Genomic DNA, 15,022 nt, shown 5'->3' with positions numbered 1-15,022 from the left:
GTAGGACACCGCGAGCCGCGAAGGGGCACCTCCCGTGCGCATCACCGGAATCAGCACTCATGTCGTCGGGACGCCGTGGCGCAACCTGACCTACGTCCAGGTCCACACCGACGAGGGGCTCACCGGCGTCGGCGAGACCCGCATGCTCGGCCACACCGACGCGCTGCTCGGCTACCTCCGCGAGGCGGAGGCCAACCACATCGCGGGCTCCGACCCGTTCGCCGTCGAGGACCTGGTGCGCCGCATGAAGTACGGCGACTACGGGCGGGCCGGCGAGATCGTGATGTCCGGCATCGCGTGCGTGGAGATGGCCTGCTGGGACATCAAGGGCAAGGCGCTGGGGGTGCCCGTCTGGCAGCTGCTGGGCGGCAAGGTCACCGACAAGGTCAAGGCGTACGCCAACGGCTGGTACACCACCGAGCGCACCCCGGAGGCGTACCACAAGGCCGCGCAGGCGGTCGTGGAGCGCGGCTACCGGGCGCTGAAGATCGACCCGTTCGGCACCGGGCACTTCGAACTCGACCACGAGGAGACCGTGTACGCGGTCTCGCTGATCGAGGCGGTGCGGGATGCGATCGGTCCCGAGCGGGAGCTGATGCTGGAGATGCACGGACGGTTCAGCCCGGCCACCGCCGTCCGGCTCGCGCACGAGATGGCGCCCTTCAAGCCCGCCTGGCTGGAGGAGCCGGTACCGCCGGAGAACCTCAAGGCGCTGGAGAAGGTCGCCGCGAAGGTCGACATCCCGGTCGCCACCGGCGAGCGCATTCACGACCGCATCGAGTTCCGTGAGCTCTTCGAGTCGCAGGCCGCCGACATCATCCAGCCCGACGTCGGCCACCTCGGCGGCATCCTGGAGACCCGCAAGCTCGCCGCCACCGCCGAGACCCACTACATGCTGGTCGCGCCGCACAACGTCGGCGGCTCGGTGCTCACCGCCGCCTCCCTCCAGGTCGCCGGCTGCACCCCGAACTTCAAGATCCTGGAGCACTTCAACGACTTCGCCGACGCGGAGATCAAGAAGGTCGTGAAGGGCGCACCGCAGGTCGTCGACGGCTACTTCGCACTGCCCGACGCGCCGGGCCTGGGTGTCGAGCTGGACACCGACGCGGCCGCCGAATTCCCGCAGCAGCAGGCCCGGTTCGACCTCTGGGCCGAGGGCTGGGAGAAGCGCGACCCCACCGGGGCGGGCCGGTGACCGGCCGCGCGCTCGTCCTGGACGCGCCCGGCGCTCATCGTCTGACCGACGCGGCGCCCGCCGACCCCGGGCCCGGCGAGGTACGCATCGGAGTGCACGCGACCGGCGTCTGCGCTAGCGACCGCGAGCTGTACCGGGGCACGCGCCCGGCCGGGTACGTGCGGTATCCGGTGATCCCCGGGCACGAGTGGTCCGGCACGGTCGAGGCGGTCGGCGCCGGGGTACCGGAGGCCCTGCTCGGCCGGAAGACCGTCGGCGAGGGGTTCCGGAACTGCCAGGTGTGCGCCCGCTGTCACGCGGGCGAGACGACGCTGTGCACGGCCGGGTACGAGGAGACCGGCTTCACGCAGCCGGGCGCGATGGCCGACACGCTGGTGCTGCCCGCCCGGCTGCTGCACCCGCTCGCCGACGGCGCCGACCTCACGGCCGCCGCGCTCCTGGAGCCCGCGGCCTGCGTCGCGGCCGCCGCGCTGAAGGCGGAGGCGCGGCCGGGGGAGCGGGTGGCGGTGGTCGGCACGGGCACGCTCGGCATGATCGCCGTACAGTTCCTGGCCGCGGGGTCGCCCGGCGAGCTGCTGGTGGTCGGCCTGGGCCGGGACCGGGAGAAGCTCGCGCACGACTTCGGGGCGACCTCCTTCCGTACGGCGGACGAGCCGCTGCCGGACGACTTCGATGTGGTCATCGAGGCCGCGGGGTCGGCCGACGCGGCCCGCACCGCGGCCGGACTGCTCCGGCGCGGCGGCCGGCTGGTCCTCACCGGCCTCCCGGCACCGGGCGCGGCGGGTCTGGACCCCACGGACCTGGTCGTCCGCCAGACCGAGGTACGGACCGTCTTCGGCGCCCCGCCCGCCGCCTGGTCCCACGCCGTACGCGCCTTCGACGCCGGGCTGCTGGACCTGCTGCCGCTGGTCACCCACCGCCTGCCGCTGGAGGGCTTCGCCGAGGCGATGGCGCCGGGCGCCGGAAAGGTACTGCTGCACCCGTAGGCACCACCCCGCCCGGCCCGGCCGCCGCGTGCCCCGCCCCACCACCCGAAGGGAACCCCACCCATGCCCACCCGCAGACGAGCCGCCGCCCTGGCCGCCGTCCTCCTCATCGGCTCGCTCGCCGCCTGTGGCCAGGAGGCCCGCGGCGGCAGCCGGTACAAGCCCGACGCCGGCAAGGGCGGCACCATCGGCCTGGCGATGCCCACCAAGTCCTCCGAGCGGTGGATAGCCGACGGCAAGAACATGGCCGAGCAGTTCCGGAAGGCCGGGTACAAGACCGACCTCCAGTACGGCGACGACAAGGTCGAGAACCAGGTCGCGCAGATCGAGAACATGATCACCAAGGGGCACCGGCTGCTGGTGGTCGCGGCGATCAACGGCTCCGCGCTCACCGAGGTCCTCCAGCGCGCGCACGACGCGGGCATCCCCGTGATCTCGTACGACCGCCTCATCCTGGGCACGCCGTACGTCGACTACTACGCGTCCTTCGACAACGAGAAGGTCGGCCGCCTCCAAGGGCAGTACATCCTCGACCAGTTGAAGCTGAAGAAGCCCGACAAGGGCGCGCGTGAGCACTACAACATCGAACTGTTCGCCGGCTCGCCGAACGACAACAACACGAAGTACTTCTGGGGCGGGGCCATGAAGGTCCTCAAGCCCTACTTCGACTCCGGACAGCTCGTCGTGCGCAGCAAGCAGACGAAGATGAACCAGGCGACCACCCAGGACTGGAACGGCGGCATCGCGCAGAAGCGCATGGACGACCTCATCAGCAAGAGCTACGGCGACGAGAAGGTCGACGCGGTCCTCTCCCCGTACGACGGCATGTCGCTCGGCATCATCTCCGCGCTGAAGAGCGCCGGTTACAGCGGCAAGGACCTGCCGGTGGTCACCGGGCAGGACGCCGAGCTGGCCTCGGTGAAGTCCATCGCCCGGGGCGAGCAGACCCAGACGGTGTTCAAGGACACCCGCAAGCTCGCCAAGCAGGCCGTCCAGATGGGCGACGCGCTGCTGACCGGCAAGAAGCCGGAGGTCAACAACACCACCGACTACGACAACGGCAAGCGCGTCGTCCCGGCCTACCTCCTCAACCCCGTCTCCGTCGACAAGTCCAACACCGGGCTCCTCGTGGACGAGGGGTACTTCACGGCGGGACAGCTCAAGTGACGGGCCGCGACGCCATGCCGGACCGCCCCGTACCGGAGACGCGCCGCCCCGTACTGGAGATGCGCGGCATCACCAAGACCTTCCCCGGCGTCACGGCCCTCTCCGACGTGAACCTGACCGTACGAGCGGGCGAGATCCACGCCATCTGCGGGGAGAACGGCGCGGGCAAGTCGACGCTGATGAAGGTCCTCAGCGGGGTGCATCCGCACGGCAGCTACGAGGGCGAGATCCGCTTCGAGGGCGAGCCCGTGGCCTTCAAGGACATCAACGCCAGCGAGCGGCACGGCATCGTGATCATCCATCAGGAGCTGGCCCTCATCCCCTTCCTGTCCATCGCGGAGAACATCTTCCTCGGCAACGAGCAGGGCCGGCGCGGCATCATCGACTGGCCCACCACCCTCAGCGGCGCCGCGAAGCTGCTCAAGCGGGTGGGGCTGCGGGAGAACCCGCAGACCCCGGTCGCCGACATCGGCGTGGGCAAGCAGCAGCTCGTCGAGATCGCCAAGGCGCTGTCCAAGGAAGTACGGCTGCTCATCCTCGACGAGCCGACCGCGGCCCTCAACGACGAGGACAGCGCCACCCTGCTGAGCCTGATCCGGGAGCTGCGCGACCAGGGCATCGCCTGCATCATCATCTCCCACAAGCTGAACGAGATCCGGGAGATCGCCGACGCGGTGACGATCCTGCGCGACGGCCGCACCATCGAGACGCTGGCCGTGCGGGAGAGCCCGGAGGCCGCGCCGGAGCTGTCCGAGGACCGCATCATCCGCGGCATGGTCGGCCGCGACCTGGACCACCGCTTCCCCGACCGCACCGCGTACGAGGGCGACGACGCCGGGGAGATCGCGCTGTCCGTACGGGACTGGAGCGTGCGGCACCCCGTGGACCGGACCCGCAAGGTCGTCGACGGTGCGTCGCTGACCGTACGGCGCGGCGAGATCGTCGGCATCGCGGGCCTGATGGGCGCGGGCCGAACCGAACTCGCGATGTCCGTCTTCGGCCGCTCGTACGGGATCCACGAGGGCGGGACGGTGGCGGTCGGCGGCCGCGAGGTGAACACCGCCACCGTGCCCGACGCCATCGCCGCCGGCATCGCGTACGTCACCGAGGACCGCAAGCAGTACGGCCTGAACCTCATCGACACCATCCACCGCAACATCTCGCTGGCCTCGCTGCGCGGCATGACGCGCCGGGGCGCCGTGGACGAACACCACGAGCGGTCCGTCGCCGAGCGCTACCGCACCTCGATGAACATCAAGGCGCCCACGGTCTTCGAGCAGGTGGGGCGGCTCTCCGGCGGCAACCAGCAGAAGGTCGTGCTCAGCAAGTGGATCCACGCCGACCCCGACGTGCTGATCCTCGACGAGCCGACCCGCGGCATCGACGTCGGCGCCAAGTACGAGATCTACACCGTCATCGACCGGCTCGCGGCACAGGGCAAGGCGGTGCTCTTCATCTCCTCCGAACTGCCGGAGCTGCTCGGCATGTGCGACCGGATCTACACCATGGCCGAGGGCCGGCTGACCGGTGAGGTCGCCCGCGCCGATGCCACCCAGGAAGTCCTGATGCGCCAGATGACCATGAACAGAAGCTGAGGCCCGCGATGACGACCACGACCACCCCGCCCAAGGACTCCGACGCCGCGGTGCCGTCCGCCGTCCGCTCGGCCGGCGCGCTGCTGGTGCAGAGCGTGCGGAACAACATGCGCCAGTACGGCATGCTCACCGCGCTGGCCTTCATCGTCGTGCTGTTCCAGATATGGACCGACGGCACGCTGCTGCTGCCGAACAACGTCTCCAACCTGATCCAGCAGAACAGCTACATCCTGATCCTGGCCATGGGCATGATGATCGTCATCATCGCGGGCCACATCGACCTGTCCGTCGGCTCACTGGTCGCCTTCGTCGGCGCCATGTCGGCGGTGATGATGGTCAAACAGGACGTGCCCTGGGTCCTGGCACTGGTGCTGTCCCTGCTGATCGGCGCGGTCGCGGGCGCCTGGCAGGGCTTCTTCATCGCCTACGTCGGCATCCCGTCCTTCATCGTCACGCTGGCCGGCATGCTGCTCTTCCGCGGCCTGACGCAGATCGTGCTCGCGGGCCAGTCCCTCGCCCCGTTCCCCGAGGGCTTCCAGAACCTCGCCAAGGGCTTCATCCCCGAGATGGGCCCGTACACCCAGTACCACAACCCCACCCTGCTCCTCGGGCTCGCCGCCGTCGTCTTCCTGCTGCTGCGCGAGTGGCGCGACCGGCGCCGCCAGCTCGCCCTGGAGCTGGACGTGCTGCCCACCGGGCTGTGGGTCACCAAGTGCGTCGCGCTCACCGCCGCTGTCGTCGCCTTCACGCTGACCCTGGCGAGCTTCCACGGTGTGCCGGTCGTGATGCTCGTGATGTGCGCGCTGCTGCTCGCCCTCGGGTACGTCATGCGCAACGCGGTCATCGGCCGCCATGTGTACGCGCTGGGCGGCAACAAGGCCGCCGCGAAGCTCTCCGGCGTCAAGGACAAGCGCGTCACCTTCCTGGTCTTCGTGAACATGGGCCTGCTGGCGGCGCTCGCGGGCTGTGTGTACGCGGCGCGGCTGAACGCGGGCACCACGCAGGCCGGCCTGAACTTCGAACTGGAGGCGATCGCCGCCTCGTTCATCGGCGGCGCCTCGATGAGCGGTGGCGTCGGCACGGTGATGGGCGCCGTGATCGGCGGCCTCGTCCTCGGCGTCCTCAACAACGGCATGTCGCTGGTCGGCATCGGCACGGACTACCAGCAGGTCATCAAGGGCCTGGTGCTGCTCGCCGCGGTCGGCTTCGACATCTACAACAAGCGCAAGGCCGGTTCTTGACCTTCGAGGCATGAGGAGAGACTGCCCATGACGACCAGCAGACGTACGGTGATGGCCGCGGCGGCGGCCGGGGTGGCGGCCACCGCTCTCGGCACCGGACCCGCCTTCGCCGCGGCGCCCGCCTCCCGCGACGCCCGCCCGCACAAGGAACACTTCGGCACCCTCCCCGACGGCACCCGCGTCGACCGCTGGACGGTGGAGAGCGGCGGTACCCGGCTCGGCGTGCTGTCCTACGGCGGCATCGTCCAGACCCTGGAGATCCCCGACCGCCACGGCCGCCCGGCCAACGTGTCGCTCGGCTTCGGCGAACTCGCCCCCTACCTCACCGCGGGGACGTACTTCGGCGCCCTCATCGGCCGCTACGGCAACCGCATCGCGCGCGGCACCTTCACCCTCGACGGCCGGACGTACCACCTGCCGGTCAACGACGGCCCGAACAGCCTGCACGGCGGGGACCAGGGCTTCGACAAGCGGGTGTGGGACGTCGAGCCGTACGCCGGCGGGGACGGCAGCGGTCTCACTCTGCGGCGCGTCAGTCCGGACGGTGAGATGGGCTATCCCGGCACCCTGGCCGTCCGCGTCGACTACGTCCTCGACCGCCGCGGCGACCTCCGCATCTCGTACGAGGCGACGACGGACAAGGCCACGGTCGTCAACCTCACCAACCACACCTACTTCAACCTGGCGGGCGAGGGCACCGGCGACGTCCTCGGGCACACCCTGCGGATCGCCGCGTCCCGCTACACGCCCGTCGACGACACCCTCATCCCCACCGGCGAACTGCCGAAGGTGGCAGGCACCCCCTTCGACTTCCGCCGGGCCAAGCCGATCGGCCGGGACATCCGCCAGGGCCATCAGCAGCTGGTCTTCGGCGGCGGCTACGACCACAACTTCGTACTGGACAAGGGCGTCACGGCCACCCCGGAGTACGCCGTGACCCTCGCCCACCCGGCGTCGGGCCGCGTCATGGACATCGCCACCACCGAACCCGGCGTGCAGTTCTACAGCGGCAACGGCCTGGACGGCACGCTGCGCGGCACCTCGGGCGCGCTCTACCGGCAGGCCGACGGCCTCTGCCTGGAGACCCAGCACTTCCCCGATTCGCCCAACCGGCCGTCCTTCCCCGCCACCGTGCTGCGCCCGGGACAGACCTACCGGACGACGACCGTGCACTCCTTCGGGGTGCGCTGACCCGACGGCGGCCGTGGGGGAGAATGGGAGTTCGACCCGCGGTAGGAGAACGAACCGGAATGCCCCCAGCCGACCTCCAGGCGAACTGCGCACAGTGCTTCGGCCTGTGCTGCGTCGCGCTGCCCTTCGCCGCGTCGAACGACTTCGCGGCGGACAAGGACGCCGGTACGCCGTGCACAAACCTTCAGGCGGACTTCCGCTGCGGCATCCACGCGCAGCTGCGGGACAAGGGCTTCCGCGGCTGTACGGTCTTCGACTGCTTCGGCGCCGGCCAGCAGGTCTCGCAGGTGACGTTCGGCGGCCGGGACTGGCGGCAGCACCCGGACACCGCCCGGCAGATGTTCGCGGTCTTCCCGGTGATGCGGCAGCTGCACGAACTGCTCGCGTACGTGACGGAGGCGCTGGACCGGCCGGAGGCCCGGCCCGCGCACGAGGGGCTCCGCACCGCGCAGGCGGATCTGGAACGGCTCACGCTCAGCCCCGCCGACGTACTGGCGGAGCTGGACACCGAGGCGGTCCGCCAGGAGGTCAACGCGCTGCTGCTGCGCGCCGGGGAGCTGATACGCAACGCCGTCCCCGGCAAGAAGAAGAACCACCGCGGCGCCGACCTGTTCGGCGCCCGGCTGAACAAGGCGAAGCTCCAGGGCGCCTGCCTCCGGGGCGCCTGCCTGATCGCGGCCGACCTGTCCGGCGCCGACCTCCGCTCCGCCGACCTGATCGGCGCGGACCTCCGTGACGCGGACCTGTCCGGCGCCGACCTCACCGACGCCGTCTTCCTCACCCAGTCCCAGCTGAACGCGGCGAGGGGCGACGCCGGTACCAAGCTGCCCGCGTCCCTGGTGCACCCCGCCCACTGGCAGGCGTAGCCGCCCAGGTCAGGCCGTCAGCGCCGCCGTCGGACGGCGCAGTGTTTCCGCGTAGCGCAGGGCCAGGAGGTGGGCCAGTTCCGGGGCCGGGCCCAGGACGTCGGCGAGGAGGTCGGCGCTCGCCTCCCGGGCCCCGGCGACGATGCGGTCCGGGAGGCGGCCCGGGGCGATGACGTACGGGGCGACGGCGACCCGCGCGGCGCCCGCGGCTCGGAGTTCCCGTACGGCGTCCTCCGTGCGGGGAAGGGATGCGGAGGCGAACGCAGGCCGCACGGCATACCAACCAGTGGTACGCCGCCACTCCCGCGCGATTTCAGCGATCACTGCGATCGCCTCCGGGTCTGAAGAGCCTGCCGAGGCCAGTACGACCCCGGTCGAGGCACGGTCGGCGGGGGCGAGCCCCGCCTCGGTGAGCCGCCGCTCCAGCGCGCCCACCAGCAGGGGGGCGGGGCCGAGGACCTCGGCCTGCTGGACGCTCAGGCGGGGCAGCCGCGCGCAGGTCTCGCGCAGCACGGAAGGGATGTCGGTCTTGGCGTGGAAGGCGCGGGTGAGCAGCAGCGGCTGCGCCACCACCTCCCGTACGCCGTCCGCGTGCAGCCGCTCCAGTACCTGCGGCACGCTCGGCGCGTTGAAGTCCAGGTAGCCGACCTCGACGCGGAGCTCCGGGTGGAGCGACCGGACGCGCTCGCACAGCGCGCCGACGGTCGCCGCGTGCCGCGGATCCCGGCTGCCGTGCGCGACGACCAGCAGCGCCGGCCGCTCGCGCAGCCCGCACCGGCCGGCGGCCGAGGCGGTGCCGGACGTGGGGGCGAGCAGATGGGGACGCATGGCGCTTCCGTTCGGAGGATTCGGTGGGTGTCAGCGGGCGTTGGGGAGCAGTCCGCGGCTGCGCAGCACGCGGCGCTCGACGGGGGCGAAGATCAGCAGCTCGATGCCGATGCCGACGACCAGGATGAGCAGGATCGCGGCGAGCACGAGGGACATGTCGGAGCCGACGCGGCCCTGGTCGAGGAGCTGGCCGAGGCCCGCGCCGAGGTCCGGCGAGGTGGCGATCAGCTCGGCGGCCATCAGCGAGCGCCAGGAGAACGCCCAGCCCTGCTTGAGGCCGGAGATGTACCCGGGCAGCGCGGCGGGCAGCAGGACGTGCCGTACGCCCTTCATGCCGGTCGCGCCGATCGTGCGGCCCGCGCGCAGGAAGAGCGGCGGGATCTGGTCCACGCCCGAGATCAGGCCGTTGGCGATGGACGGCACCGCGCCCAGCAGCACGACCGCGTAGATCGTGGCGTCGGTGATGCCGAACCAGATGATCGCGGCGGGCACCCAGGCCACGGAGGGGAGGGACTGCAGACCCGAGAGGATCGGGCCGATGGCGGCGCGCACGGGGCGTACGCGGGCCACCAGCAGGCCCAGCGGCGTGCCGATGACCAGCGAGGCGGCGAAGCCGAGCGCGCCGCGCGAGACCGACTCCCAGACGTAGCTGAGGAGCGTGCCCTCCAGCCACTTCTCCCGCAGCGAGCCCCAGACGTCCAGCGGGCTCGGCAGCTGGTAGTGCGCCTTGAGCTCGAAGTGGTACGCGAGCTGCCAGAGCATCAGCACGATCAGGACGGCGACGACGGGCGGCACGACCTTGGAGAGCAGCGTGCGCAGCACGGGCGGCCGGCTGACGGCCTGCGTCTCCAGCGCGTCGAGCCCGGCCTCCAGGCCCGCGGTCTCGCTGCCGCGCGCGTCCGCCGCCTTGGCGTCGGCCGCGTTGCGGGTGTCGGTGGTGGTCTCAGTGCTGGCCATGGCGGCGGATCTCCCCACGGAGCTGTTCGGTGATCTCTACGGAGAGCTCGGCGACGGCGGCGTCCTCGATGCGGCGCGGCTGCGGGATGTCGACCTGCCACTCGCGGGCGACCCGGCCGGGCCGCGAGGACAGCAGCAGGACGCGCTCCGCGAGCCGGACCGCCTCGCGGACGTTGTGCGTGACGAAGAGGACGGACAGGTTCGTCTCTTCCCAGATGCGGGTCAGCTCGTCGTGCAGCACGTCACGGGTGATGGCGTCCAGCGCGGCGAACGGCTCGTCCATCAGCAGCAGCCCGCTGTCCTGGGCGAGCGCGCGGGCCATCGCGACCCGCTGCCGCATGCCGCCGGACAGCTCGTGCACGCGCTTGCCGTACGCGCCCTTCAGCCGTACCAGCTCCAGCAGCCGTTCGGCCTCGTCGCGGCGGTCGGCGCGCGGCGTGCCGCGCAGCTTCAGGGCCAGTTCGATGTTCTTGCCGGCGGTGAGCCAGGGGAAGAGCGCGTGCTCCTGGAACATCAGGGCCGGGCGGCTGCCGGGCACGTCGATGGTCCCGGCGGTGGGCTTGTCGAGCCCGGCGACGAGGTTGAGCAGCGTGGACTTGCCGCAGCCCGAGGCGCCCAGGAGGCAGACGAACTCGCCCGGCGCGACATCGACCGTGATGTCGTCCAGTACGTGCTGCTGCGCGCCGGCGCGGCCGAAGGACTTCGAGACGTGGTCGATACGCGCCGCGTAGCCCGCCGTCTCCTGCGCGCCGGCCGTGGCGGCCTGCTTCGTGAGGGTAGGGGTCGTCATCGGTGTCACCTCCTGGGAAACGTACGGATCGATCGGTTACTGCGCGCCGAGTCCGGCGGCGCCGACCGGGGGCCTGCCCTCGGCCTTGAGGACCTTGTTGAGCAGCCGGAGGTCGTAGATGCCGTGCAGGTCGGGCTTCTTGAGCAGTCCGGACGTGACCGCGTGCTGTGCCTCGTCCTTGAGGGTGGAGGCCAGCGGGTCGTCGGTGACCTCGACGTTCCGGAAGGCGGAGTTGAGCACCTTGTCGGACAGCCGGGTGCCGGAGACCTTGGGGTCGGCGAGCGAGTCGTTGACCGCCTGCGCGGCCTCGCCCGGGTGGCCCTTGATCCAGTCGTTGGTCTTGACCGAGCCGCGCAGCACCGCCTCGACGGCCTTGGGGTGCTCCTTGAGGAACCGCTGGGAGACGATCATGTTCGTGATGACGAACTTGCCGTCCTTCCACAGCTGCTTCTCGTCCAGCAGCGTGCGGCCGCCCTCGGCGACCAGCTTGGACGCGGTCGGCTCGGGCACCCACGCGCCGTCCACGCCGCCCTGCCGGAAGGTGTTCGGGATCTCCTTGTTGTCCTGCCGGAGGACCCCGACCTCGCCCTTACCGGTGTCCGGGTCGACCTGGTACCCCTTCTCGTGCAGGTAGTTCAGGAGCGCGACGTCCTGGGTGTTGCCGAGCTGCGGTGTGGCGATCCGCTTGCCCTTCAGGTCCTTCAGGGACTTGATCTTCTTGGGGTTCACCACCAGCGAGACGCCGCCGGACGTCGAACCGCCGATGATCTTCAGGTTCTTGCCGTGCGACTGCACGTACCCGTTGATTGCGGGCGACGGGCCGATCCAGCCGATGTCGATCGTCCCCGCGTTCAGCGCCTCGATCTCCGAGGGGCCCGCATTGAAGATGTACGGCTTGACCTGCGTGCCGCCCAGCTCCTTCTGGACGAAGCCCTTCTGCCGGTCCACCATCGGCGTCGCGTGCGTGACGTTGCCGAAGTACCCGACCTTGACCGAGTCCAGGCCGTCGGTCTTCGGGCCCTTCGCGGCCACCGGCTTGGTGCTCTTCGGCGCCTTGGAGCCGTAACCGCAGGCCCCCAGCGCCCCGATCAGCAGCGGGACGGTGGCGGCCGCCGCCAGCAGGCGGCGGGCGGTGGAGCGGGGGCGAGCGGCAGGCAGCACGGGAGAGGGTCCTCTCGGTGGCGGGGTGCGCCCCTAAGGCGCACCCGGCAGGTCAGCGGATCTTCGGAAAGGCCGGGCGAGGGAGTCGAGGTGAGGCATCGTCAGCACACACATCGGCCGACTCCGCCCTGCCCGCTGCCGAGGGCGCCGCTGCCGATCCGGCCGCCCTCCTTCGCGAACGTCGAGAACGCCTCGCCCGCCATGATCAGAAGTCCCAGCCCTCGTCGTCGGCCTCGGTCTTCACCGGCTCCGGCGCGGCGAAGGACTCGCCGACCATGCCCGCGGTGAGCGTGGTGCCGTCGTTCGGGTCGATCAGGATGAACGAACCGGTGCGCCGCGAGTCGGCGTAGGAGTCGACCGGCAGCGGCTCGGCGGTACGGATCTTGACGCGGCCGATGTCGTTGGCGACCAGCTGACCCGGGTGCGGGTGCAGCGACAGGTCGGCGAGGGTCAGCCGGGACGGGATGTCCTTGACGATCGCCTTGACCGTACGGGTGCCGTGCTTGAGCAGGACCCGGTGGCCGACGGTGAGCGGGTGGTCGGCCACGTGGCAGACGGTCGCCTCGATGTCCTGCGTGGTCGCGGGCGCGTCCGGGGTCGGCACGATCAGATCGCCGCGCGAGATGTCGATGTCGTCCTCCAGCAGGAGGGTGACCGACTGCGGGGTCCAGGCGGCGTCGACCGGCTTGCCGAGCAGGTCGATCCCGCTGATCTTCGACTTCTTGCCGGAGGGCAGCACGGTGACGTCGTCGCCGACGCGGAACGTGCCGGCCGCGATCTGGCCCGCGTAACCCCGGTAGTCGGGGAGCTCGGGGGTCTGCGGGCGGATGACGACCTGCACGGGCAGCCGGGCGTGGCAGTGCGCCATGTCGTGGCTGACCGCGACGGTCTCCAGGTGCTCCAGGACCGTCGGGCCGCCGTACCAGTCCATGTTCGCGGACGGATCCACGACGTTGTCACCGGCGAGCGCGGAGATCGGGATCGCGGTGATCTCGGGGACGCCCAGCTCGCCGGCGTACGCGGTGAACTCCTCGGCGATCTTCGCGAAAACCGTCTCCTCGTAGTCGACGAGGTCCATCTTGTTGACGGCGAGGACGACATGCGGGACGCGGAGCAGCGCGGCGATCGCGGCGTGCCGGCGGGTCTGCTCGACGACACCGTTACGGGCGTCGACGAGGATCACCGTCAGCTCGGCGGTGGACGCGCCGGTGACCATGTTGCGGGTGTACTGCACATGGCCCGGGGTGTCGGCCAGGATGAACCGGCGCCGGGGCGTGGCGAAGTAGCGGTAGGCGACATCGATGGTGATGCCCTGCTCGCGCTCGGCGCGCAGCCCGTCGGTGAGCAGCGCCAGGTCGGGCGCTTCCTGACCGCGGTTGCGGGAGGCGTGCTCGACGGCCTCCAGCTGGTCGGTGAGGACCGACTTGGAGTCGTGCAGCAGCCGCCCCACCAGGGTCGACTTTCCGTCGTCGACGGAGCCGGCGGTGGCGAACCGCAGCAGGGTGGTCTCCGCGAGAACCTCGCTCGTGATCGTGGTCATGGTTAGAAGTACCCCTCGCGCTTGCGGTCTTCCATCGCGGCCTCGGACATCTTGTCGTCGGCCCGGGTCGCGCCCCGCTCGGTGAGCCGGGAGGCGGCGATCTCGGTGATCACGGCTTCCAGCGTCGTCGCGTCGGAGTCGACGGCGCCGGTGCAGGACATGTCGCCGACGGTGCGGTAGCGGACCTGGCGGGTCTCGACGGTCTCGCCGTCCTTGGGGCCGCCCCACTCGCCGGCCGTCAGCCACATGCCGCTGCGCCGGAAGACCTCACGCTTGTGGGCGAAGTAGATCTGGGGCAGTTCGATGCCCTCGCGGGCGATGTACTGCCACACGTCCAGCTCGGTCCAGTTGGACAGCGGGAACACGCGGACGTGCTCGCCGGGAGCGTGCCGGCCGTTGTAGAGCTGCCACAGCTCGGGACGCTGACGGCGCGGGTCCCACTGGGAGAACTCGTCGCGCAGCGAGAACACCCGCTCCTTGGCCCGGGCCTTCTCCTCGTCGCGTCGCCCGCCGCCGAACACGGCGTCGAAGCGGTGCTGCTGGATGGCCTCGGTCAGCGGCACGGTCTGCAGCGGGTTACGGGTGCCGTCCGGGCGCTCCTTGAGGACGCCGCGGTCGATGTACTCCTGTACGGACGCGACGTGCAGCCGCAGCCCGTGCTTCTCGACCGTACGGTCCCGGTACTCCAGGACCTCCGGGAAGTTGTGCCCGGTGTCCACGTGCAGCAGGGAGAACGGCACCGGCGCGGGCGCGAACGCCTTCAGCGCCAGGTGCAGCATGACGATGGAGTCCTTGCCACCGGAGAAGAGGATCACCGGCCGCTCGAACTCGCCCGCCACCTCGCGGAAGATGTGCACGGCCTCCGACTCCAGCGCGTCCAGGTGGGACAGCGCGTACGGAGAGTCGTCGCCCTCCGGGACCGGACCGGTACCGGTGCGGGTGGTTGCTGCGGTCGTCATGCCAGTCCCCTTTCGGTGAGCAGCGCGTGCAGCGCCGCCGCGGACTCCTGCACGGTCTGGGTGTGCGACTCGATCCGCAGATCGGGCGACTCGGGAGCCTCGTACGGGTCGTCGACGCCGGTCAGCCCGGAGATCTCGCCCGCCGCCTGCTTGGCGTACAGGCCCTTCACATCGCGCTCGGAGCACACCTCGACGGGCGTCGCCACGTGCACCTCCAGGTAGGGGGTGCCCTCGGTCTGGTGGCGCTTGCGCACCGCCTCCCGGCTGTCCGCGTACGGCGCGATCACCGGCACCAGCGCCTTGACGCCGTTGCTGGCCAGCAGCTCGGCGACGAAGCCGATGCGCTGGACGTTGGTGTGCCGGTCCTCCCGGCTGAAGCCGAGGCCCGCGGAGAGGAACTCCCGGATCTCGTCGCCGTCGAGCACCTCGACGCGGTGGCCCTCGCCGCGCAGCTTCCCGGCCAGTTCGTGCGCGATGGTCGTCTTGCCCGCGCTCGGCAGACCGGTCAGCCAGATCGTGGCGCCCGTCATGGATATCTCCTGAGTG

At 70.9% G+C, this 15,022-nt stretch carries 14 protein-coding genes; 7 read left to right on the top strand and 7 right to left on the bottom strand.

The window, feature by feature from the left end; all coding sequences use genetic code 11:
* Positions 1-34 precede the first annotated feature (34 nt).
* From ACIGXO_RS06390 to ACIGXO_RS06360, 7 genes are all read left to right on the top strand, one after another.
* Complete coding sequence (locus tag ACIGXO_RS06390; protein ID WP_399781103.1) at positions 35-1,195, top strand: mandelate racemase/muconate lactonizing enzyme family protein; 1,161 nt, start codon at positions 35-37, stop codon at positions 1,193-1,195.
* On the top strand, positions 1,192-2,181 hold the full coding sequence (locus ACIGXO_RS06385) for a zinc-binding dehydrogenase (RefSeq protein ID WP_399781099.1): 990 nt from the start codon (positions 1,192-1,194) through the stop codon (positions 2,179-2,181). Before ACIGXO_RS06390 ends, ACIGXO_RS06385 begins: the two co-directional genes overlap by 4 nt.
* 63 nt (positions 2,182-2,244) lie before the next feature.
* Complete coding sequence (gene chvE / locus ACIGXO_RS06380; RefSeq protein ID WP_399781096.1) at positions 2,245-3,348, top strand: multiple monosaccharide ABC transporter substrate-binding protein; 1,104 nt, start codon at positions 2,245-2,247, stop codon at positions 3,346-3,348.
* A 14-nt stretch (positions 3,349-3,362) separates the two neighbouring features.
* Positions 3,363-4,943: a multiple monosaccharide ABC transporter ATP-binding protein gene (gene mmsA / locus ACIGXO_RS06375; protein WP_399781959.1), complete on the top strand. Its 1,581-nt coding sequence runs from the start codon at positions 3,363-3,365 to the stop codon at positions 4,941-4,943.
* A gap of 8 nt (positions 4,944-4,951) precedes the next feature.
* On the top strand, positions 4,952-6,184 hold the full coding sequence (mmsB, locus tag ACIGXO_RS06370; protein WP_399781093.1) for a multiple monosaccharide ABC transporter permease: 1,233 nt from the start codon (positions 4,952-4,954) through the stop codon (positions 6,182-6,184).
* A gap of 27 nt (positions 6,185-6,211) precedes the next feature.
* On the top strand, positions 6,212-7,375 hold the full coding sequence (locus ACIGXO_RS06365; RefSeq protein WP_399781089.1) for an aldose epimerase family protein: 1,164 nt from the start codon (positions 6,212-6,214) through the stop codon (positions 7,373-7,375).
* 59 nt (positions 7,376-7,434) lie between these two features.
* The gene (locus tag ACIGXO_RS06360; protein WP_399781087.1) at positions 7,435-8,241 is read left to right on the top strand and encodes a pentapeptide repeat-containing protein; all 807 of its coding nucleotides are present in this window, start codon (positions 7,435-7,437) and stop codon (positions 8,239-8,241) included.
* 9 nt (positions 8,242-8,250) lie between these two features.
* Here the strand turns inward: ACIGXO_RS06360 and ACIGXO_RS06355 are convergent, their stop codons facing one another.
* From ACIGXO_RS06355 to cysC, 7 genes are all read right to left on the bottom strand, one after another.
* Positions 8,251-9,069 (bottom strand): sirohydrochlorin chelatase, encoded by an 819-nt coding sequence (locus ACIGXO_RS06355; RefSeq protein ID WP_399781084.1) that lies wholly within the window; start codon positions 9,067-9,069, stop codon positions 8,251-8,253.
* A gap of 30 nt (positions 9,070-9,099) precedes the next feature.
* Complete coding sequence (locus ACIGXO_RS06350) at positions 9,100-10,026, bottom strand: ABC transporter permease (protein ID WP_399781081.1); 927 nt, start codon at positions 10,024-10,026, stop codon at positions 9,100-9,102.
* Complete coding sequence (locus ACIGXO_RS06345; RefSeq protein WP_399781079.1) at positions 10,013-10,816, bottom strand: ABC transporter ATP-binding protein; 804 nt, start codon at positions 10,814-10,816, stop codon at positions 10,013-10,015. The genes ACIGXO_RS06350 and ACIGXO_RS06345 overlap by 14 nt, the downstream gene beginning before the upstream one ends.
* Positions 10,817-10,852: 36 nt before the next feature.
* Positions 10,853-11,974, bottom strand: coding sequence for an aliphatic sulfonate ABC transporter substrate-binding protein (locus ACIGXO_RS06340; protein ID WP_399781956.1), 1,122 nt, complete (start codon positions 11,972-11,974; stop codon positions 10,853-10,855).
* A 208-nt stretch (positions 11,975-12,182) separates the two neighbouring features.
* Positions 12,183-13,517, bottom strand: coding sequence for a sulfate adenylyltransferase subunit 1 (locus tag ACIGXO_RS06335; protein WP_399781076.1), 1,335 nt, complete (start codon positions 13,515-13,517; stop codon positions 12,183-12,185).
* A gap of 2 nt (positions 13,518-13,519) precedes the next feature.
* On the bottom strand, positions 13,520-14,476 hold the full coding sequence (gene cysD / locus ACIGXO_RS06330; protein WP_399781073.1) for a sulfate adenylyltransferase subunit CysD: 957 nt from the start codon (positions 14,474-14,476) through the stop codon (positions 13,520-13,522).
* Positions 14,473-15,006 (bottom strand): adenylyl-sulfate kinase, encoded by a 534-nt coding sequence (gene cysC / locus ACIGXO_RS06325; RefSeq protein ID WP_399781070.1) that lies wholly within the window; start codon positions 15,004-15,006, stop codon positions 14,473-14,475. Before cysC ends, cysD begins: the two co-directional genes overlap by 4 nt.
* Positions 15,007-15,022 lie beyond the last annotated feature (16 nt).

The organism is Streptomyces sp. NPDC053542, assembly GCF_044544685.1.
Taxonomy (GTDB): Bacteria; Actinomycetota; Actinomycetes; order Streptomycetales; family Streptomycetaceae; genus Streptomyces.
Note: the sequence above shows the minus strand (reverse complement) of the source record. Positions and strands in the feature narration are given on the sequence as shown.